The following is a 20,094-nucleotide window of genomic DNA, read 5'->3' on the forward strand; positions in this document are numbered from 1 at the left end:
CTAAAATTCAAATCCAGAGCTTCTTAAAGCTTCAGCAAATTGAGAAATTAATCCTGTATATTTATATGCACCACGATCAAACGCAAACCGCTGCTCCAATTTCATACCAGACAGACGCTCAATCATTAAAGAAGAAACTTGCTTTATAGTTTCAGGATTGACCCTACCTTTACATATGCCCCTAATTTTAGCATCCAAAGTAGAAGTAGAAGCGATGGTGATTCCTTTTGCATCGTTAATCAACTGAACGTAAAAATGTTTATTAGACTTAAATATGGATATACGTAAACGCTCAACACCATTATTGAGCTTCTTTCTATTACGTAACTTCCTTTTCTTAGCATTACTTAAAAAATTATACAATCTTTTCATTTTAATTACTTCTTTTTACTTACAACCTTACGCGGCATAAATTTGCCTTTTATTCTAATACCCTTACCTTTATAAGGATCATATTTTCTAATTTTGCATATATCAGAAGCCACCATATAGACTTTTTGCTTATCCATACCGCGAATCACTAAATGAGTTGGCTTTATACACTTAATCTCAACATCTTTAGGCACTTTATACTTAACATTATGGCTATAACCAAGATACAAAGTCAAATACTTATCATCACACTCTGCTTTATACCCAACACCATTAATTTCAAGATTAACAGAAAAATCATTAACCATACCGTTAATAATATTATTAATATTACTTCTACAAGTACCCCACATAGATTTTATTTGATCATAATCATCGCTATTTTGATCAACAGAAAGTAATAATTGATTATCAACTACCTGACACAGAATGTTACCACACAGGCTCAGCTCCTTTTCTGCCTTAGCATTTTTTATTAATATCCTACCATCATTATATTCAACTGAAAAATCAGCAGGAATATTAATAGGTGCAGCACCTATACGAGACATATATTTCTCCTATCATTCAAAACACACGACACAAAACTTCTCCACCAACCTTTAATTTACGCGCGTTATAATCAGTCATCACTCCTTTCGATGTAGATATAATAAAAATACCAAGACCATTATATGCTTTAGAAATGTCCTTATACTTAGAATAAAAACGACAACCAGGCTTTGACACCCTAATTATGTCACTAATTACAGATGACTTTTCATAGTACTTCAACTTTACAATGAAAGAAGGTATATTACCTATAACTTCTTTTTGATAATCAAGGATATATCCTTCATCTTTTAAAATCTTCAATATAGAAGAATTTAGTTTGGAAAACAACACTATTGTTGTTCTATGCACTGCTAATTGAGCATTACGTATCCTTGTTAAAAAATCACCAATACTATCAGATAACGCCACAATATACTCCTTATATTATATTCACCAACTAGACTTTGTAACTCCTGGAACTTGCCCAAAAGAACATAAATCACGCAAAACAATTCTACATAAACCAAATTTTCTATATACCCCTCTTGGTCTCCCAGTTAAAGCACACCTATTTCTAATTTTGGTTTTAGAAGAATCTCTAGGCAATTTTTTAATCAGATTGTTTTGAGCAGCAAACCTCTCGTCAAGAGATATCTTCTTATTATTCATTATAGATTTCAACTCTTCCCTTCTCTCCTTATACTGATCGCATAGCTTCATTCTACGAAGATTCCTCTGTACCATAGATTTTTTTGCCATATATTTTTTCTCTCAATTAATCAAAAAAAGGAAACCTAAAAGCCAGTAATAACTCCTTTGCTTCTCTATCACTAACCGCACTTGTTATAACATTAATATCCATACCTCTAATTTTACTTATTTTATCATAGTCTATTTCTAAAAATGAGATATGCTCCTTGATACCAAAGGAAAAATTACCATTACCGTCGAATTGCTTCACACTAAATCCTCTAAAATCTTTTTCCCTTGGTAAAGTAATATATATCAATCTTTCTAAGAACTCATACATTTTATTTCTACGCAATGTTACTTTGCAACCTACTGTAGCACCTTTTCTAATCTTGAAACCAGAAATAGATTTTTTTGCAAAAGTTGACACAGGCTTTTGCCCAGCAATCAAATATAGATTATCAAATGGCTCATTTATCGCTTTACTATCTGCAGCAGCATCTCCAACACCCATATTAATACATACTTTAACAAGTTTAGGTACTTGCATTATATTGTCGTAATTGAATTTATCCTTTAGAGACTTTACTATACTACTTTTATATAACTCTTTAAACATATCAACCTAATCTATTACTTCTCCAGAAACTTTTGCAAAACGAACTTTTCTATCATCTATAACCTTAAACCCTACTCTAGTTGGAGTTTTATACTTAGGATCCAATGTTGCAACGTTGGATATATCAACAGCTAACTCTTTATTTAATACACCACCACTACTACCAGCTTTTGGTTTAGTATGTCTTTTATGCACATTTACGCCAGAAACAATTACTTTCTTTTTAGCATCACGTGTTATAACTTTGATTACCTTACCAATTTTTCTCTTATCCTTACCAGTTAAAACTATAACATCGTCACCACTTTTTATTTTAGCACTCATTATAAAACCTCAACAGCTAATGACATTATCTTCATAAAAGAACCAGATGATAACTTTTTTACTGGACCAAACACCCGAGTACCAAGCGGTTCACCTTGATCATTAATTAAAACCACAGCATTGCTGGAAAAACGAATTACAGAGCCATCAGATTTCTTAACACTATTTTTCACTCTAACAACAACTGCTTTATATACCCTTCCTTTTTCAACTTTACCTTTTGGATTAATAGATTTAGTAGATATAATAATCACATCACCTACAGATGCAGATTTCCTACCACCTAACAAGCCAATACAAAGCACTTCACGCGCACCAGAATTATCAGCTACTTCTAATAATGTATTTTTTTGAATCATATAAACACCTATTCCATCTTAGCTATTGATCACAACCCATCTTTTAGTAGCAGAAAGAGGCTTATGTTCCTGTATTAAAACCCTATCCCCTTTTTTGCAACTATTATTTTCGTCATGTGCTGTATACTTCTTATATTTTTTGATAATCTTCTTATACAGCTTATCCTTATACACTTGCAATACTGAAACCTTTACAGTCTTATCACACTCAGCCTTAGTTACAGTACCAGAAAAAATCTTCTTAGGCATTTTTTTCCTCTCTCCTTCTTATATTTAATACAGTTAGAATACGAGCTATGCTCTTTCTTATTAAGCTAAAACGTGAAACATTGTTACATTGCCCCAACTTCTTTTGAAAAACCAAATTAGTAAATTCTTTTCTCAAATTCACAAGAATTTCATGTAACTCTTGTGAAGATTTTGATTCAACTTCAAGTATATCCATTACAACTCCATTCAATCATGATTAGATACAAATTTACACTTCATAGGAAGCTTAGCAGTCGCCTTTTCAAGCGCCAATTTTGCTAAATGCATTGGAACATCACTGCTAATTTCAAATAAAACCCTACCGGGCTTAGCCTTAAATATCCAAAACTCAACACTACCTTTCCCTTTACCCATACGTACATCTGCTGGCTTTTTACTAACCGGGGTATCAGGAAAAATTCTTATCCACACTTTACCAGAGCGTTTTAACATTTTAGATATTACACGTCTTGCAGTTTCAATATGCTTAGACTGAACCTTACCTACTTCCACAGCTTTTAAGCCATAATCTCCAAAAGATAATGTACTACCACCCTTCGCATTACCCTTAATTCGCCCTTTAAACACCTTTTTATATTTACTCTTTTTGGGAACAAACATTTCAATATACCTTAACTACCAATATAAACCCAAACTTTAACTCCTATAATACCACATATAGTTTTCGCTTCACAAAAAGCATAATCTATATTAGCACGTAAAGTGTGCAAAGGCAAACGACCTTCTTTATACCATTCAGTACGAGCTATCTCAGCACAGTTAAGACGCCCAGAACAACTCACCTTAATACCTTTAGCACCCATCCTCAAACAACTTAGAATAGCTTTTTTCATCGCTCTTCTAAATGAACCCCTTTTTTCTAACTGTTGTGCAATGCTGTTTGCTATTAAAGCTGCATCTACTTCAGATCTTTTAACTCCTACTACATTCACTTCAACATTACTTTTTACTTTTTCAGCTATTTTTTGCTTTATCTTCTCAATATCTGACCCTTTCTTACCTATTATCACTCCAGGCCTAGAAGAATGTATTATTACAGACACTAAATTGACCGTACGCTCTATAACTACCTTAGAAACACCAGCATGCTTAAAAGATTTATTTATATAACTGCGAATAAATAGATCTTGATGTAATCCCTGTTTATAACCCTTTTCAGCATACCAAATTGAATTCCAGGTATTAGTATTTACTTGCAACCTAAACCCTATAGGATTAACCTTTTGTCCCATATTTTTACACTTTCCTTATTAATTTTCCATTTTTATGAATCATATAATTACCCCCAATTTTACAGTTATATTACTATAACGTTTACTAACTCTATTAGCCCTACCCATAGCTTTTGGATATACTCTACGCAAAGTAAGAGACTTACCTATTAAAATTTCTTTTATATATAAATTATCAATGTCCAATCCATAGTTATTTTGAGCATTAGCAATTGCAGAATTCAATACCTTCATTATAAAATCAGCAGCTTTTTTTTCGCAAAATCTTAATTGTATATTAGCAAAAGAAACTTTTTTATTACGTACTAAATCAGCAGCCAAATTCAATTTACGAGGAGTTGATTTTAAAACCCTAGAACCAGCCTTAACTATTACATCTCTGTTTTTCATATCAATCACCTTCTTGTTGCCTTCTTATCACCACTATGCCCAGTAAATTTACGAGTGGGTGAAAATTCACCAAATTTATGACCTATCATATTCTGATCATTAACATTAACAGGAATGTAATCCTTACCATTATAAACAGCAAACTTTAAACCCAAACAACTAGGAGGGATTACAGAAGCTCTAGAGCGAATTTTTATGACCATATTAACAAGCCCTTTCTTTAAAGCAGCTTTTACTGCTCTTATTACAGAAGGATGACAAAAAGGCGGCTTCCACACAGATCTACTCATAAATTACCCTTTTAATTGCTTTATATATTTATTACTAGGTTTGTTTTTCTTTCTAGTTTTCCTACCATTAGTTGAAACACCCCAAGGAGTAACAGGATGACGACCACCAGAAGTTTTTCCTTCTCCACCCCCATGAGGATGATCAACCGGATTCATCGCAACCCCACGCACAGTAGGTCTAATTCCAAGCCACCTACTTCTCCCAGCTTTACCTAGCTTTCTATTCTTATGATCAGAGTTAGAAACTACACCAATAGTAGCTTTACAAGAAGATAAAACCAGCCTAACTTGATCAGACCTAAGTCGCAATAAAGTATACTGACCATCACGCCCAACAATTTGCGCATAACAACCGGCAGCTCTAGCAATCGCAGCACCATTACCTGGTTTCAGCTCAATATTATGAACAAAGGAACCAACAGGTATATATTTCAATAACAAACAATTACCTGGTAGAATATCAGCATCATTTCCAACTGTAACAATATCACCAAGCTTCATACCTTGAGGAGCTAATATATAAGACTTAGTATCATCTTCTTCATATGATATCAATGCTAAAAACCCACTTCTATTTGGGTCATACTCTATTTTTTCAACTACACCCCGACCACTTCTATTACGTTTAAAATCTATCATCCTATACTTCTTCTTGTGACCACCACCCCTGTGACGAGTTGTAATTCTACCTTGATTATTCCTTCCACCACTGGATTTCTTACCAAATACAAGAGACTTTTCTGGCTTATCTTTTGATAAACCAGCTTTACTTATTAATACAGTCCCACGAGAAGACGGAGTAACAGGATTAAAAAATTTCATACCTATATTAAACACTCATTATATCTAATTTCTGACCATCTATCAAAGAAAAATAAACCTTTTTTTTCTGTTTTTCACAACCAATCACACCCCTGAAACGCCTATATTTCGGTTTTACTTTAATAACATTTATAGAAGAAACCTTAACATTAAATAGAGACTCTATTGCCGACTTTATTTGACACTTATTTACATTCACAAAAACATACAAAGAATATTTATTAAACTTCTCCCTCAAAAAAGAGGCCTTTTCTGTAATTATAGGAGATTTTATTATATTATTATATTTGATCATAATAATCTACCTTCAAGATGCTTTAAAGTATCTTTTGTTAACATCACACATTCATGATTCAATATATCAAAGACATTTAACCCAATAGGTTTGATTAAGTCCACATAATGCAAATTTCTAACAGCACGCAACAAATTATCTCCATAATTCCCAACTATCAAAAAGGAAGAAAATTTAAAATTTTTAATATATTCACACATTTCAGATGTTTTCTTCACATCAACATTTAAATTATCCAGAATAATCACTTGATTATTTAAATATTTTAGAGATAAAGCAATTTTTAAACCAAATTTGCGTACCTTTCTATTAAGAGAATAAGCATGACCCCTCACAACAGGGCCGAAAATAACCCCACCACCTCTAAATTGAGGAGATCGCAAACTCCCTTGTCTTGCTCTACCAGTACGTTTTTGACCATAAGGTTTAGCTGTTGTGCCAGAAACATCACTGATACCTTTTGTTTTATGAGTACCAACTCTTCTCTTTGCTAATTGCCATCTCACTACATCATGCAAAATACTCAAATTTTGCTTGGCAGAAAATATCAAAGGGTTAAGCTGAGCAGTACCTACATTATTATTAGATAGATTAACTAAATTACATTCCATAACTAACTCACCAAATTACTAGTATCATCATTTGCATCTAACAGCAAACCCACCGGAAAAGGAGCATCTTTATGTAAAGATTTTTTAACTGCATCTCTCACAAAAACATAAGAATTTTTAAACCCAGGAACATTGTTACCCTTTACAGCAATTATACTATTTTCATAATCAATAGATAATATCTTCATATTTTGTGCAGTTACTCTGCTATTACCTAAATGACCAGCCATTTTCTTTCCTCTGAATACTCTACCAGGATCCTGACATTGACCAGTAGAACCTTGCGATCTATGAGCAATAGAAACACCATGAGATGCCCTAAGCCCACTAAAATTATGCCGTTTCATCACACCAGCAAACCCTTTACCTACAGAATAACCCGTAATATCAAGATATTGACCAACTACAAAATGATTAATTCCCACCTTTTTACCATATTCTATTCCCAACAGGTCATTTAATCTACTTTCGTATAACTTGCATTTATTATTTATACCATTTTTCTTTAAATATTCCAACTGAGGTTTTGCTATATTTTTAAAATCTCCTGCACCTAAAATGACTGAATTGTAGCCACATTTATCTTGTCTTTTTATACCAATAATATAAGTTTCGCTGAGATGCAATAAAGTTACAGCCATGCGACTATTATCAGAGTATATAGCAGTATGACCAATATTCGTCATTAATAAACCAATTCTCCTCAGCGAATTTATTCTCTTCATTTCCTTCTCCTAAACCTTAACTTCCTTAACTTTTAGATCCACTTCCACGCCAGCAGAAAAAGATAAACCTGTAAGCATCTGCATCATAGTAGGAGTAAGATCATGCAAGACAATTAAACGCTTGGAAATTCTCATTTCAAATTGTTCACGAGATTTTTTATCAACGTGAGGAGATCTATTAACAATAAATTTAGAATCTTTTCTTGGCAACGCAATCGGACCAGATAATTTTGCACTAGACCGCTTTAATTCATCAACAAATTTTCGAACACACTCCTCTAATAAAGAACAATCGAAAGCCTTAATCTTAATGTATATATCTTGCTTCATCTCAATTATTACACTTACTCCAAAATTTCCGAAACCACACCAGAACCAACAGTTCTACCACCTTCTCTTATCGCAAAACGCAACCCCTTATCCATTGCTATTGGTGCTTGCAATTCTACTTCTACACTCACATTATCTCCTGGCATTACCATCTCCTTCCCATCTAGCAATTTTATGCTCCCAGTTACATCCGTTGTCCTTAAATAAAACTGTGGCTGGTAATTCGCAAAAAATGGTGTATGCCTTCCTCCTTCTTCTTTCTTCAATATATATACCTCCGCATTAAATTTCTTATGCGGCGTTATTGTCCCCGATTTTGCTAATACTTGCCCTCTTTCCACCTCCTCTCTCTTTGTCCCCCTTAGTAATATCCCTACATTCAGCCCCGCACTCCCCTTATTCAGCAACTTCTTAAACATTTCTACACCAGTACATATCGTCTTTTGCGTCGCTTTTAGACCTATTATCTCTATCTCATCACCTGTTTTTATCTCTCCCTTTTCTATCCTTCCCGTTACTACCGTCCCACGCCCCGATATCGAAAATACATCTTCGATTGGCAATAAAAATGGTAAATCTACAGGCCTTGGTGGAATCTCCACATATTCATCTAATTTTCCCATCAATTTGTCTATTGATTTCTTTCCATATTTACTGCTATCATCCTCCAGCGCCTTGAGTGCTGAACCAACTATCACAGGTACTTCATCCCCCGGAAATCCGTACTTGCTCAGCAACTCTCTCACTTCCATTTCCACTAAATCTATCATATCAGCATCAGCAACATCAGCTTTATTTATGTATACCACGATATATCCAACACCCACCTGCTTTGCCAGCAATATATGCTCTCTCGTTTGTGGCATTGGCCCATCAACCCCCGACACCACCAATATTGCTGCATCCATCTGTGCTGCACCTACTATCATATTCTTTACATAATCAGCGTGCCCAGGACAATCAACGTGTGCATAATGCCTTTTTTCCGTCTGATATTCAACATGCGCTGTTGCTATTGTTATTCCCCTCTTTCTTTCTTCTGGCGCTTTATCTATTTGATCATATGCTATAAAGTTCCCGTAATGTTTTGTTATTGCCGCTGTTAACGTTGTCTTTCCATGATCCACATGTCCTATCGTTCCCACATTTACATGCGGCTTGTCAAATGCTTCTACTACTGCTGTCATAATTTTAACTCTTCTATCTAAAATACAAATACATCAATAAATAATATGTTGATTTTATATAAATACAACAAAAAAAGAGCGGATAGTGGGAATCGAACCCACGTCACTAGCTTGGAAGGCTAGAGCTCTACCATTGAGCTATACCCGCACAATGGAGGAGGTAGGATTCGAACCTACGTACGCTCACGCGGACAGATTTACAGTCTGTTACCTTTAACCACTCGGTCACTCCTCCACAAAAATTTGTTAAGAGAACACTACCTTAACTCAAGCTTTTATTGTATTTAATACTAAACGCCTAAAATTAAAAAATCAAGCAATAAAACCTACCTTAATTAAAATCACGCAGATTTCATTTTATACAACACAATATTATCAATAAAACGTCTAAACAAATAGTGCGAATCATGCGTACCTGGAGCTTCTTCTGGATGATATTGCACAGAAAAGACTGGGTAATCCTTAATCATTATTCCCTCTACAGTATTATCAAATAGAGAAATGTGAGTAATTTCAACATTACTTGGAAGAGAAGCTGAATCAACAACAAAACCATGATTTTGGCTAGTGATCTCAACTTTTCCACTAATTACATCATAAACTGGATGGTTACTCCCTCGGTGACCAATATCCATCTTGACGGTCTTTGCTCCCAAAGTAATCGCAAGTAATTGATGCCCCATGCATATGCCAAAAATTGGTATTTTAGATTTTATAATAATGTCTATCTCTGAAACTACACTTTCTCCTATTTCTTGCGGATCACCAGGACCATTTGAAAGCACTATACCATCTGGATTCATACTCAACACTTTTTGAGCAAAACCTGTGCTTGGTCTGATTAATTCAACTGTACAACCAAGTTCTATTAAGCGTGAAACTATACTGATTTTTACGCCAAAATCAACGATTACAACCCTATATTTTGCATTAAGGTCACTTTTAAAATTACTATGCAAGCTGACTTTATTGGTTATTTCTATCCCATTTACAGATTTGTATTCCTTCAATTTGTCCAACGCATGCGCCTTACTCGATGAGCATATCATTCCATTTTGAGATCCATGTTCTCTCAAATGTCTCGTTAAAGCTCTAGTATCAACTCCTGATATCCCAATTACGTTATTTTTCTCTAACCAATCATTTAAACTGATATATGAAGAAGGGTGGGACATAGAAGAAAGTTCACGCATAACCACACCACTTGTAAAAATTTTCTTTCCTTCATTATCCTTATGGTTTATTCCAACGTTACCAATATGAGGAAAAGTGAACGCTATTATTTGATCAGCAAAAGAAGGATCAGTTATAGTATGCTGATAACCGGTCATACCAGTGGTAAAACAGACCTCACCTATGCACTTGCCTTTTTTACCTACTGATTTTCCCCAAAAGCATTTACCATCTTGTAAAATTAAAACTGCGTCCTGCACTTCATTATCTATTTAACTGATTCAAAACAGTATACAAGAATTTCAAATAATACGTAACTCTTTCTAAAATTCCAAATTTAACCACGAGGCAGCGAAGAACAACATGAAAAAAACTTTTAACGTGCCCTTTCATAAAATATGTTGACTATCTCCGTATTTTATATTAGATATACTCCGGCAGTTATGAAATGGAGGTTTATTATGTCAAATGAAATCCAACCTAAAAATAAGTTACTAATTGTAGGAGCTGGCTTACTATTCTTTGCGATGGTGTTCCCATCATTTTTTCTCTTAGCAAAAATAGCCATAGGATTAGCTATGATCGCAATTGCAACAATCGCGGTAAAAATTGCCTCAAAAACAATATCAAACGTTCTTGAAGAGAAGGAAGTAGGTCAAAATCAGGCAGCATAACAAACAACACAAAGTAAAATTATAAACCTAGCTATTGGATTAACATCTATACTTGTAGGAGGATTATCACTATTCATTATAGCACAAACTGGCTTAATTGCAACATGTGCAGCTATAACCGCTTTAGCTCTATACGAATATATTAAAGATGAAGAAACAGGTAAGACTATAAATGATAAATTCGATGAAATAGCTAACAACACAACTGAGTTTTGTGTGGACAGCATTGAAAAACTTATTCCATCACAAAGCTGCGGAGTGTGACCTTTTAGAAGTAATAATTAAATTTAAAAAAAAACACGGACATTGTTTTCATTAGGAAAACCCAATAAAAAATGGCCCATCTTACAGCGTTTAAGTTTGCGCTGTACAATTGCAATAAAAATTACTTGACAGATTTTGACAGCTGCTATCTCCCTCCTTTCCTGGTAAGCTATCTTTTATCCTCTCCCACTGCTCGTCCTTCAAGTCATATAGCATCTTTTACTTTTCGCAAAAGTACTATTATAATTCTATTATCTTGAATGTCTACACTGCCTAGAGACTAATCCTTTTTTCCTCTCCTTTCTTATCTTATTTTTTGTTCACATAGACTAGCATGATCAAAATTATCAACTAATGGATTTTCGCAATAACGTCAATAGCAGCTACACCTTTTAGCAGGTCTATAGTTGAATTTGAGCGTTCTATAAGTAGCAACAAATAAATATAACTTATTTTTTTCTATATAACACTGTTAGCCGAATAGATATTCGCTTGACGTTTCTATGCCTTCATTATCATTAGTAATACTCAAGGAAAAACTAAACTTAATAAGATTTGGAAGCATATTGTTGTTCCATGATTCACGTAATGCTGCTATACCTTCGTTGCAGATATCGTCATAAAGTAAATTAAATTCTTTGATATTTGAAAAACTACCATCCTTTAGCGCATTCATTAATATTACTCCACTTTCAATATCAATATCATTAGAAATTAAATCAAGTTTAACAAGATTTGGAAAGTTACCATTCTTTAACAATTTAGTGATTGCTATTGAACCTTCTTCACCAATAATGCTAGAAGTTAATTTACACTCAGTAATATTTGGAAGATTAATATTCTTTAATGCTAACCCCCTCCGGCCAACCTTTCTGCTTCATTACGTGAAATCAATGCCTCAATAAATTCATCTAGTTCACCTTCTTTTATAATCTGCTCTAATCGATGTGAAGTTAGATTAATTCTATGATCTGTAATTCTTGATTGTGGAAAGTTATAAGTTCTTATACGTTCAGAGCGATCTCCAGAGCCAATTTGACTTTTTCTCATTGTTGACCTTTCCATTTCTTTTTTTTGTCTTTCAATTTCATATAGCCTTGCTCTCAAGACTTTCAGTGCTTTAGCTTTATTTTTGTGCTGCGATTTTTCGTCTTGCTGTATTACAACTATTCCTGTTGGCAAGTGGGTTACCCTTACTGCACTATCAGTAGTATTCACTGATTGCCCTCCAGGGCCACTAGATCTGTAAACATCTATTCGTAAATCTTTCTCTTCTATTTTAAAGTCAACCTCTTCAACTTCAGGTAGTATTGCAACGGTGGCTGCTGAGGTATGTAGCCTTCCTGAGGATTCAGTTTCTGGTACTCGCTGTACTCTGTGTACTCCTGACTCAAATTTTAGCCTTGCAAAAACTTCTGTTCCGTTAATAAGTGCAGAAGCTTCCTTATAACCACCTATACCTGTGTTAGAAATGCTTATTGGCTCGAATTTCCAATTTCTTCTTTCTGGCATATTTTTGGTACATACGAAACAATATTGCTGCAAATAGCGCTGCTTCTTCTCCTCCTGTACCTGCTCTGATTTCTAATATTGCGTTTCTTGAGTCATCTTCATCTTTTGGCAATAGCGCTAACTTTAGCTTGGCTTTTACTTTTGGTAATAGTATCTTTTGCTTCTCAAAAAGTTCTTCTTTTGCTAACTCTTTTATATCATTTTCGCTATTTTCATCTTTCATTATTTCTTCTAAATCTGAAATTTCCTCTTTCAGTGTATTATATTCATCGATTATCTTGATGATTGGTCTGAGTTCAGAGTATTCCTTTGAAAGACTAATGAATTCTTTTTGACTCAAATTGGTAGGACTTTCCAAACTCCTCTCTATCTCATTAAATTTTTTTTTTAAGTCTTGTAAATTATTCTCTATATCCATATAACACAGTTTCAACTGTTTAAGTAAGTAATATATACTGAAATAAAAAATTTCTTATATCAAGCAATAACACTATAATTACCTAGGATATTTCTACCTGAACATAATGGCAAGACAGATAACATCAAGCTGCAGCTTCATATTTGGAGCTTCAGACAAAAAATCATTACCAGATGAATCAGCTCCAGAGATTGCGTTTGCTGGTAGATCAAATGTAGGAAAATCGAGTTTGATCAACTTACTGATAAATAGCAAAAAAGCTGCAAGAGTTTCCTCTAAGCCTGGATGCACTAGACAAATAAATTTTTACTCTATGTACAATGATAAGTTCAGGATTGTCGACCTACCGGGATATGGCTATTCTCGTGCAAGCAGGGAAGAAGCAATACAATACTTAAATCTAATTGAGTATTATCTAATTCAAAGGAGAAATCTAAGAAGAGTGTTTGTGCTTATAGATAGCAAGGTAGGATTAAAAGAAATAGACAAAGACTTTGTTTATTGGTTAATATGTAATAACATTAACTTTAACATTGTGTTAACAAAAATAGATAAAGTGAGTCAGGAAAGCCTAGATGCTACTCTAGAAAGCACTCAAAAGTGGATTAATAATGAGCATGTGTCAATTCATCAAATAAGCATCTGTGTTAAGCATAAAATAACCAAGGTAAGAGATGAGTTTTTCAAGTTTACAAGATAAAAAAATGAAGAGCGATGAATTTTCAAATGGTGAGATACCATTTAAGCAAAAAGCAGAAATATTACTTGAAGTGCTGTCTAGCATACCTAGCTTTGTAGGCGAAACTTTTATCATCAAATGCAGCAGTGTAACAATCTCAGATAAAACGCTGCTTAATGCTTTTGTGCATAATATTGTCCTGTTGAAACAGCTTGGTATAAATCCGGTGATAGTTCATGACGGAGAATATGAAATTAACTCAGTGTTAAAAATGCTAGGTATGAACAATAAGCTTGTAAATGGTGTCAGACTTACAGACAAAAGCACTATGAAAATCATTGAAATGGCACTATGTGGTTCAGTTAATAAAAAAATTGTTCAGCATATAAATTCTGCCGGTGGTTCAGCTATTGGATTATGTGGAAAAGATGGCAACCTCATAAAAGCTGAAAAGACAAGCACTACGCTTAGGGAAAACAGATTAAATAATATTGAAAAAATACTAGACATGGGATTTATCGGTAGACCAACTGAGATCAATCCTGATATATTATTTTTTATTGAAGAATCAGATTCTATACCAGTTATTGCACCTATCGGTTATGGAAAAAATGGAGAAACATATCATATTGATGCCGATAGAACTGCAAGTGCAATTGCAATTGCAGTTTCCGCGTCTAAAATGATAATCTTGAGTGATACGGATGAAGAAATAAACGCAATTGGCAATGGAAGAGTCTTGATTAAAAGTTTAAATGCATCAATTGATCGTGGCGAAATTAAAGGAGAAAAACTTGTTGAAAGGCTTATGGCATATACTAAAATGGTGGAAGAATGTGCTGGAGTTGTTCACATAGTTAATGGTAGAATACCTAACATTATGCTTGATTTATTTACTAAGAATAATTCAAGCATATCAATCATGGATGATTTAGTACTGCCTATAACGATATGAACGTTGGAAATTTGGGAACCACTATTTAAATATATATTTATTTTTGTTACAATATTCTTATTTCCATCATATCATTTGATGGAAATTTTCAGTCTTATGCACGACTTTATTTACATTTTTATTTGATTAAAAATTGCATTTTAGCAATAAAAAACTTATTTATTGTAGGAAAACTTGTGTTTGTTCTCACATAAAGCTATTTATGGAGTGATAATGGATGTATTATACTTACATTTCTGGTTCGGAATTTTATGCAGTTGTTTCTAACAAGATTAGTCAACAAGTTTTATTGTTTAAAGATGAGAAACAAAGTTATTATTACTACTAGTGCCATTCTTATTTTACTATTTGTTGTCAATAATGTGTTTTTGAGGAAGAATCAAACAGTTCATAGTGATAATACAACTAATAGCTTTTCAGTAAAAACTCAGGAATATACGCCACAAAACCGCACTATATATTTAAATTCTTCTGGTACAGTAAATCCCTTGCATAGGACCAATCTTATCTCAAGAACAAGTGGTCAAGTTATTGCTGTTTATTTCTCTGATGGTGAAAAGGTAAAGAGAGGTAATGTAATTTTAAAGATAGAAGATTATGACAGAGTTGAGCAAGTTGAAAAAGCCAAAGCCTTATTAAAGCAATGTGAAATTGAGTATCATTCCTCTCAAACATTGAATAAAAAAGGCTATGGAGCACAAATACGAGTGGAAGCAGCTTTTACCAGATTGCAGAGTGCAAAAGCTGACCTAAAAAGGCTAGAATTGGATTTAGAAAATACTGCAGTTAAATCTCCTATTGATGGTTATATTGATAAAATCAATGCAAACGAAGGGGATTTTGTTAATGCTGGGCAAAAAATAGCTGAAGTGGTTAATTTCGATCAAATTCTTGTAGTGTTATACGTTTCGGAGAATGAAGTAAATAAAATAGAGCTAGGCAGCACAGCTCAAATTAATTTACTGGACGGAAAAGAATTGGCAGGTGAAGTAAGTTTTATTACTAAAATTATTGAGCCTAGAACTGGATCCTATAGAGTAGAGGTAAAGGTAACTGATAATGAGATTATATCCTTGCAAGGACTTACTGCTAGTGTAAGTCTACCTTCAGGCAAAAGGTTTGCATATAAAATTCCTTCTTCAGCCTTGAGCTTAAGTGATGATGGTGTTCTTGGAATAAAGATTGTTGATGACAATAATTATGTAGTATTTACACCAATAGAAATTGTTGATCATGAAAACGATGGGGTTTGGATAGTAGTAAATAACGAAAATAAGCCTATAAAGTTAATAACATTGGGCCATCTATTTGTTAAGCCTGGTGATAAGGTTTAAGTTTGGGAACTTATTCCGAAATAATCTTTTTTTCCTTTAATAAATTTTGTAATTCACCTTTTTCATACATCTCGCGGGTTATGTCACAGCCACCAATAAACTCTCCCTTTATATATAATTGTGGAATTGTTGGCCAATCAGAAAAACTTTTTATAGACTGACGTATTTCATCATTCTCGAGCACGTTGATGCATTTAAACTTTACATTCAACTTTTTGAGAATTGACACCACGAGTCCAGAGAATCCGCATTGAGGAAAATCAAAGGTGCCTTTCATATACAACACTACATCATTTTCTGCTATATCTTTTTTTATTTGTTCAAAATTGCTCATAAATTCACCTTAATTTTAAGCGCTAGTTTCTAATTGCAATGCATGTATAGACTGACCTTCAAGAGCTTTATATACCATTCTATGTTGTTCTATTTTTGTCTTGCCGGAAAAACACTTGGAAGTTATTTTTAAATGGTAATGATCATCATCTCCAGCAAGGTCCTTAATCTTTATATCAGCATCAGGAAATGACTGTTTGATAATTTTCTCTAATTTATGAATTACAATAGTCATAAGTTTATTTTAATTATAAGTCTAAAATATGCAATTGATTATTGTGAAGACAATAGATCCAGCGTATTAAGAACACTAGCAAGACGAGATTTTAATTGATCTTCATATTCACTCCAATCTTGAATTTTCTTTCTTGCAACACCTGAGTCAATCGCGGCTTTTGCAACAGCAGGAGATACTATAGAAATTAATCTTGGGTCAAAAGGAGTAGGTATTATATATTCACGTCCATAGCTCATTTTACGACCACCATAGGCTGCAGATATCTCATTCGGCACTGGCTCGCGAGCAAGCTTTGCTATTGCATCTGCAGCAGCAATTTTCATTTCATCATTTATTGTCGTTGCATATATATCAAGTGCCCCTCTGAATATGTAAGGAAATCCCATTACGTTATTGACTTGGTTGTTATAGTCTGACCTACCAGTTGCAATTATTGCATCTGGCCTTACAGATTTTGCAAACTCAGGCCTTACTTCTGGATCAGGATTAGCAAGAGCAAAAATGATCGGGTCTTTACCCATGCTTTTTAACATCTCTTCGCTAAGCACATTTTTTGCAGATAGTCCGATGAATATATCAGCGTCTTTTATGGCATCGAGTAGAGAACGTTCTTTAGTGTCAGTTGCATATTTTTCCTTCCACTCATTCATGTCCTCTCTTCTGTCTTTGTGTATTACTCCTTGTTTGTCACATAATACTATGTTCTTAGCACCCATGGACTTTAGTATTTCCAAACACGCAATACCAGCTGCTCCAGCTCCATTCATGATGATCTTGACATTCTCTAATTTCTTTCCAGCAATATCGAGGGCATTTTCTATACCAGCTGCAACAACCACTGCAGTTCCGTGTTGATCATCGTGGAACACTGGAATATCCATCAATTCATTTAGACGTTTCTCTATTATGAAACAATCAGGAGATCTTATATCTTCTAGATTTATTCCCCCCCAACTTGGTCCAAGATACCTTACTGCATTGATGAAATCTTCTATATTTTCTGTGTCAACTTCTATATCGACTGCATCAATGTCAGCAAAACGCTTAAATAAAACAGCTTTGCCTTCCATGACGGGTTTTGAAGCAAGAGGACCGATATTACCAAGCCCAAGCACTGCAGTGCCATTTGAAATAACAGCTACATAATTGCTTTTTGCCGTGTAATCATAAACAGCTTCAGGATTTTTAGCTATTTCAAGGCATGGAGCTGCAACACCAGGAGAATAAGCAAGTGATAGATCATACTGTGTACATAAGGTTTTTGTTGGTATAATCGACACTTTACCAGGCTTATCACCCCTATTATGATACTTAAGTGCTTCTTGTTTTGCGGTATTATCTAAATCATCGTTCATTCTTATGTTTTAAGCTCGTATTTTTTAAGTATATGGAGTTTTTATGAATGTTCAATTGTAAACTATTAACTTGTGAACTCGATTGTATTTCTATATAAATTTATCTACTACACAGCAGCCAAGCAACAAATTGCTGGTTACACCAAAGAGAAACTCATTCATTCAGAAGAGCTACTTGAGATCATAAGAGAACAGCTAAATAAGGATGATGTGAGGATTTTAACTGATACAATTGAGGTGTAATATTATTCCAGTGGATATTTATGCTAAGCACAATCAGAAGAAATAATTGAAGGAGAGAGGAACCCTGAAAAACTAGCTGAATTTAGAAGTTCGAATATGAAGAACGATAAACATACTATAGCAAAAGCATTAACAGGCGATTATAGAGAAGAACACTTGTTTGTATTGAAATAAGAATATGCAGCATATACTTTTTTTTCAAACCGAATGTGATAAAAGCATAGAAAATTACTATAAAACATTTGAAACAAAGTTGAATGAGAACGGAACATTGAATAAAATAAAAAAGCGGAAGCAGAAGAATAGTCCAGATTTTGCCGTAGACGAAGATTTATATCTAATAACGGGAATGGATTTTACTAAAGTTCCAGGACTTGATGTATTAAGTGTACAGGCTATCATTTCAGAAATAGGTATAAATCACAATAAATGGCAGACAGAAAAGCATTTTTCTTTATGGCTCGGGCTGAGTCCTGGTAATAAAATCACTGGAGAGAAAGTGTTTAGCACGAAAACTTGTAAAGTCGTAAATCGTGCTGCAAATGCCTTACGGCTTGCTGCACAATGTGTATCAAAAAGTAATACTGCTCTTGGTTCACAATGCAGAAAGTGGAAAAAACGACTGGGAGCTCCAAAAGCGATCACTGCTATGGCAAGGAAATTAGCATGTATCTTTTATAATATGCTAAAGTATGGACAAGAGTATGTCGAAAAAGGAATTGATTCTTACGAAAAACTTTATCAAAACAGGGTTATGAAAAATCTGAGTAAAAAAGCTTCTGAATTTGGCTATATCCTGGTAAAAAAAGATGAGTTAGTTCAAGGAGTTTCTTAGGAGAGCCTAGTTTCTTGATTTTAAACCACTTTATTAAGATTAAGTGGGACTAGTGCGATTCGAACGCACGGCCTTCGGATTAGGAATCCAACGCTCTATCCTACTGAGCTATAGCCCCGTGTCTTCTACTATTTATGCAAAATTATAGCAAAAAGTCTCTAATCTTCCTAGTTCTTCTGTACAATTAATTCATAATAGTAAAAAATATTTCTGTATTTTTTGAGTGTAATACTGTTATATTTAATAACACGGTTCCAATTGAAAGATTAATGCTAGTTAACAATATTAGTTATTTTTATAATAATCAAGATGGCTTTGCTTTAAACGATATAAACATTAAGGTAAAGAAAGGAAGTATTGCCTGTTTACTAGGACATTCTGGCTGTGGCAAGTCAACAATTTTAAAATTAATCGCAGGAATAGAAAATCCAAAATATGGAACCATTATTATAAATGATAAATTAGTTGCAAGTAACAAAGTATCAATTGCGATAGAGCGTAGAAATATCGGATTGATCTTTCAGCATTCTGCATTATTTCCTCATAAAACAGTAATAGAGAATATAACTTTTGCTATTTGCAGTCCTTCTAAGAAAGAAAAATACTTTACTGCATTGGAAATCTTGAAGCTATTTAATATAGAAAAATATGAAAACATGTACCCTCATGCTTTATCAGGAGGACAGCAGCAATTAGTTGCAATAGCAAGAGTAATGGCACAAAATCCTGATGTTGTTTTGCTCGATGAACCATTTTCTAATTTAGATATACTGCTCAAATACCGAATAAGACAACATATATTGTCATTTTTTAGAAGTAAAAATATTCCTGTACTCATGGTAACTCATGACCCACAAGAAGCGTTGAAAGTTGCAGATTTTATTTATGTAATGAAAAACGGTAAAATTATTCAATCAGGAGTCCCCAGCTATATATATAATAGGCCTAAAGATGATACGTTAGCAAAGTTTTTTAGTGAGCTTCCTCTTACTCTACAGCTAAACGAAACCTAATCTCTTCAAGCTAATCTG

Annotated in this window: 29 protein-coding genes, 3 tRNA genes and 3 pseudogenes; 7 read left to right on the forward strand and 28 right to left on the reverse strand. The window is 33.9% G+C overall.

Annotated elements, in window-relative coordinates:
- The 22 genes from wVul_RS01855 to carA form a co-directional block, all read right to left on the reverse strand.
- Nucleotides 1-372, reverse strand: coding sequence for a 50S ribosomal protein L18 (locus tag wVul_RS01855; protein ID WP_047758920.1), 372 nt, complete (start codon nucleotides 370-372; stop codon nucleotides 1-3).
- A 5-nt stretch (nucleotides 373-377) separates the two neighbouring features.
- Nucleotides 378-923, reverse strand: coding sequence for a 50S ribosomal protein L6 (gene rplF / locus wVul_RS01860; protein ID WP_047758921.1), 546 nt, complete (start codon nucleotides 921-923; stop codon nucleotides 378-380).
- A gap of 16 nt (nucleotides 924-939) precedes the next feature.
- The gene (rpsH, locus tag wVul_RS01865) at nucleotides 940-1,335 is read right to left on the reverse strand and encodes a 30S ribosomal protein S8 (RefSeq protein WP_047758922.1); all 396 of its coding nucleotides are present in this window, start codon (nucleotides 1,333-1,335) and stop codon (nucleotides 940-942) included.
- Between the two features lie 21 nt (nucleotides 1,336-1,356).
- Nucleotides 1,357-1,665, reverse strand: a complete 309-nt coding sequence (gene rpsN, locus wVul_RS01870; RefSeq protein WP_047758923.1) for a 30S ribosomal protein S14 — start codon at nucleotides 1,663-1,665, stop codon at nucleotides 1,357-1,359.
- 16 nt (nucleotides 1,666-1,681) lie between these two features.
- Nucleotides 1,682-2,215, reverse strand: coding sequence for a 50S ribosomal protein L5 (gene rplE, locus wVul_RS01875; protein ID WP_047758924.1), 534 nt, complete (start codon nucleotides 2,213-2,215; stop codon nucleotides 1,682-1,684).
- A gap of 6 nt (nucleotides 2,216-2,221) precedes the next feature.
- Nucleotides 2,222-2,539 (reverse strand): 50S ribosomal protein L24, encoded by a 318-nt coding sequence (gene rplX, locus wVul_RS01880; RefSeq protein ID WP_047758925.1) that lies wholly within the window; start codon nucleotides 2,537-2,539, stop codon nucleotides 2,222-2,224.
- On the reverse strand, nucleotides 2,539-2,898 hold the full coding sequence (rplN, locus tag wVul_RS01885; RefSeq protein WP_047758926.1) for a 50S ribosomal protein L14: 360 nt from the start codon (nucleotides 2,896-2,898) through the stop codon (nucleotides 2,539-2,541). Before rplN ends, rplX begins: the two co-directional genes overlap by 1 nt.
- 18 nt (nucleotides 2,899-2,916) lie before the next feature.
- The gene (rpsQ, locus tag wVul_RS01890) at nucleotides 2,917-3,147 is read right to left on the reverse strand and encodes a 30S ribosomal protein S17 (RefSeq protein ID WP_047758927.1); all 231 of its coding nucleotides are present in this window, start codon (nucleotides 3,145-3,147) and stop codon (nucleotides 2,917-2,919) included.
- Nucleotides 3,140-3,343 (reverse strand): 50S ribosomal protein L29, encoded by a 204-nt coding sequence (gene rpmC, locus wVul_RS01895; protein ID WP_047758928.1) that lies wholly within the window; start codon nucleotides 3,341-3,343, stop codon nucleotides 3,140-3,142. Before rpmC ends, rpsQ begins: the two co-directional genes overlap by 8 nt.
- An 11-nt stretch (nucleotides 3,344-3,354) precedes the next feature.
- Entirely contained in the window at nucleotides 3,355-3,768 is a 414-nt protein-coding gene (rplP, locus tag wVul_RS01900) for a 50S ribosomal protein L16 (protein ID WP_047758929.1), read from the reverse strand.
- Between the two features lie 11 nt (nucleotides 3,769-3,779).
- Nucleotides 3,780-4,400: a 30S ribosomal protein S3 gene (gene rpsC / locus wVul_RS01905; protein WP_047758930.1), complete on the reverse strand. Its 621-nt coding sequence runs from the start codon at nucleotides 4,398-4,400 to the stop codon at nucleotides 3,780-3,782.
- 39 nt (nucleotides 4,401-4,439) lie between these two features.
- Complete coding sequence (rplV, locus tag wVul_RS01910; RefSeq protein ID WP_047758931.1) at nucleotides 4,440-4,790, reverse strand: 50S ribosomal protein L22; 351 nt, start codon at nucleotides 4,788-4,790, stop codon at nucleotides 4,440-4,442.
- Nucleotides 4,791-4,795: 5 nt separating this feature from the next.
- Nucleotides 4,796-5,080, reverse strand: a complete 285-nt coding sequence (gene rpsS / locus wVul_RS01915) for a 30S ribosomal protein S19 (RefSeq protein WP_047758932.1) — start codon at nucleotides 5,078-5,080, stop codon at nucleotides 4,796-4,798.
- A 3-nt stretch (nucleotides 5,081-5,083) separates the two neighbouring features.
- On the reverse strand, nucleotides 5,084-5,908 hold the full coding sequence (rplB, locus tag wVul_RS01920) for a 50S ribosomal protein L2 (protein WP_047759089.1): 825 nt from the start codon (nucleotides 5,906-5,908) through the stop codon (nucleotides 5,084-5,086).
- Nucleotide 5,909: 1 nt separating this feature from the next.
- A complete protein-coding gene (locus wVul_RS01925) occupies nucleotides 5,910-6,197 on the reverse strand; it encodes a 50S ribosomal protein L23 (RefSeq protein WP_047758933.1) in 288 nt (95 codons plus the stop codon).
- Nucleotides 6,194-6,808: a 50S ribosomal protein L4 gene (gene rplD / locus wVul_RS01930; RefSeq protein WP_047758934.1), complete on the reverse strand. Its 615-nt coding sequence runs from the start codon at nucleotides 6,806-6,808 to the stop codon at nucleotides 6,194-6,196. The genes wVul_RS01925 and rplD overlap by 4 nt, the downstream gene beginning before the upstream one ends.
- 2 nt (nucleotides 6,809-6,810) lie before the next feature.
- On the reverse strand, nucleotides 6,811-7,533 hold the full coding sequence (gene rplC, locus wVul_RS01935) for a 50S ribosomal protein L3 (protein ID WP_047758935.1): 723 nt from the start codon (nucleotides 7,531-7,533) through the stop codon (nucleotides 6,811-6,813).
- 9 nt (nucleotides 7,534-7,542) lie between these two features.
- Nucleotides 7,543-7,863: a 30S ribosomal protein S10 gene (gene rpsJ, locus wVul_RS01940; RefSeq protein ID WP_047758936.1), complete on the reverse strand. Its 321-nt coding sequence runs from the start codon at nucleotides 7,861-7,863 to the stop codon at nucleotides 7,543-7,545.
- A gap of 14 nt (nucleotides 7,864-7,877) precedes the next feature.
- Nucleotides 7,878-9,050 carry an elongation factor Tu gene (gene tuf / locus wVul_RS01945; protein ID WP_047758937.1) on the reverse strand — a complete coding sequence of 391 codons (1,173 nt, stop codon included), beginning with the start codon at nucleotides 9,048-9,050 and terminating at the stop codon, nucleotides 7,878-7,880.
- A gap of 77 nt (nucleotides 9,051-9,127) precedes the next feature.
- Nucleotides 9,128-9,198: transfer RNA gene (locus wVul_RS01950), tRNA-Gly, on the reverse strand.
- A gap of 4 nt (nucleotides 9,199-9,202) precedes the next feature.
- A tRNA-Tyr gene (locus wVul_RS01955) sits at nucleotides 9,203-9,285 on the reverse strand.
- A 106-nt stretch (nucleotides 9,286-9,391) separates the two neighbouring features.
- The gene (carA, locus tag wVul_RS01960; RefSeq protein ID WP_047758938.1) at nucleotides 9,392-10,483 is read right to left on the reverse strand and encodes a glutamine-hydrolyzing carbamoyl-phosphate synthase small subunit; all 1,092 of its coding nucleotides are present in this window, start codon (nucleotides 10,481-10,483) and stop codon (nucleotides 9,392-9,394) included.
- Nucleotides 10,484-10,684: 201 nt separating this feature from the next.
- Between carA and wVul_RS10155 the strand changes: the two are divergent.
- Nucleotides 10,685-11,161, forward strand: a pseudogene (locus tag wVul_RS10155) (hypothetical protein).
- A 472-nt stretch (nucleotides 11,162-11,633) separates the two neighbouring features.
- On the opposite strand, the gene wVul_RS01970 reads toward wVul_RS10155, so the two are convergent.
- Together wVul_RS01970 and prfA are read right to left on the reverse strand one after the other, a co-directional pair.
- The gene (locus wVul_RS01970) at nucleotides 11,634-11,921 is read right to left on the reverse strand and encodes a hypothetical protein (RefSeq protein ID WP_238580360.1); all 288 of its coding nucleotides are present in this window, start codon (nucleotides 11,919-11,921) and stop codon (nucleotides 11,634-11,636) included.
- 89 nt (nucleotides 11,922-12,010) lie between these two features.
- Nucleotides 12,011-13,091 (reverse strand): annotated as a pseudogene (gene prfA / locus wVul_RS01975) (peptide chain release factor 1).
- A gap of 106 nt (nucleotides 13,092-13,197) precedes the next feature.
- Between prfA and yihA the strand changes: the two are divergent.
- The 3 genes from yihA to wVul_RS01990 all read left to right on the forward strand — a co-directional run bounded on the left by yihA (nucleotide 13,198) and on the right by wVul_RS01990 (nucleotide 16,059).
- Entirely contained in the window at nucleotides 13,198-13,791 is a 594-nt protein-coding gene (gene yihA / locus wVul_RS01980; RefSeq protein WP_047758939.1) for a ribosome biogenesis GTP-binding protein YihA/YsxC, read from the forward strand.
- 4 nt (nucleotides 13,792-13,795) lie between these two features.
- The gene (gene argB / locus wVul_RS01985; protein ID WP_047759091.1) at nucleotides 13,796-14,725 is read left to right on the forward strand and encodes an acetylglutamate kinase; all 930 of its coding nucleotides are present in this window, start codon (nucleotides 13,796-13,798) and stop codon (nucleotides 14,723-14,725) included.
- A gap of 299 nt (nucleotides 14,726-15,024) precedes the next feature.
- Nucleotides 15,025-16,059 carry an efflux RND transporter periplasmic adaptor subunit gene (locus wVul_RS01990; protein ID WP_238580362.1) on the forward strand — a complete coding sequence of 345 codons (1,035 nt, stop codon included), beginning with the start codon at nucleotides 15,025-15,027 and terminating at the stop codon, nucleotides 16,057-16,059.
- Between the two features lie 10 nt (nucleotides 16,060-16,069).
- Here the strand turns inward: wVul_RS01990 and grxD are convergent, their stop codons facing one another.
- Genes grxD through wVul_RS02005 form a run of 3 tightly spaced genes read right to left on the reverse strand, consistent with a single transcriptional unit; the run spans nucleotide 16,070 to nucleotide 17,985 of the window.
- Entirely contained in the window at nucleotides 16,070-16,393 is a 324-nt protein-coding gene (gene grxD, locus wVul_RS01995) for a Grx4 family monothiol glutaredoxin (protein ID WP_047758941.1), read from the reverse strand.
- 15 nt (nucleotides 16,394-16,408) lie between these two features.
- Nucleotides 16,409-16,627, reverse strand: coding sequence for a BolA/IbaG family iron-sulfur metabolism protein (locus wVul_RS02000; protein ID WP_047758942.1), 219 nt, complete (start codon nucleotides 16,625-16,627; stop codon nucleotides 16,409-16,411).
- 38 nt (nucleotides 16,628-16,665) lie between these two features.
- Complete coding sequence (locus tag wVul_RS02005) at nucleotides 16,666-17,985, reverse strand: malic enzyme-like NAD(P)-binding protein (RefSeq protein ID WP_153295438.1); 1,320 nt, start codon at nucleotides 17,983-17,985, stop codon at nucleotides 16,666-16,668.
- A gap of 72 nt (nucleotides 17,986-18,057) precedes the next feature.
- Between wVul_RS02005 and wVul_RS08320 the strand changes: the two genes are divergently transcribed.
- Together wVul_RS08320 and wVul_RS02010 are read left to right on the forward strand one after the other, a co-directional pair.
- Entirely contained in the window at nucleotides 18,058-18,228 is a 171-nt protein-coding gene (locus wVul_RS08320; RefSeq protein WP_153295440.1) for a hypothetical protein, read from the forward strand.
- A 36-nt stretch (nucleotides 18,229-18,264) separates the two neighbouring features.
- Nucleotides 18,265-19,063 (forward strand): annotated as a pseudogene (locus tag wVul_RS02010) (transposase); the annotation flags it as partial.
- A gap of 44 nt (nucleotides 19,064-19,107) precedes the next feature.
- Here the strand turns inward: wVul_RS02010 and wVul_RS02015 are convergent.
- Nucleotides 19,108-19,181 (reverse strand) — tRNA-Arg (locus tag wVul_RS02015).
- A 151-nt stretch (nucleotides 19,182-19,332) separates the two neighbouring features.
- Here wVul_RS02015 and wVul_RS02020 point away from each other — a divergent pair.
- Nucleotides 19,333-20,076 carry an ABC transporter ATP-binding protein gene (locus tag wVul_RS02020; protein WP_047758943.1) on the forward strand — a complete coding sequence of 248 codons (744 nt, stop codon included), beginning with the start codon at nucleotides 19,333-19,335 and terminating at the stop codon, nucleotides 20,074-20,076.
- Nucleotides 20,077-20,094: the final 18 nt, after the last annotated feature.

Source organism: Wolbachia endosymbiont of Armadillidium vulgare str. wVulC, assembly GCF_001027565.1.
In the GTDB taxonomy this organism is placed as follows: Bacteria; Pseudomonadota; Alphaproteobacteria; order Rickettsiales; family Anaplasmataceae; genus Wolbachia.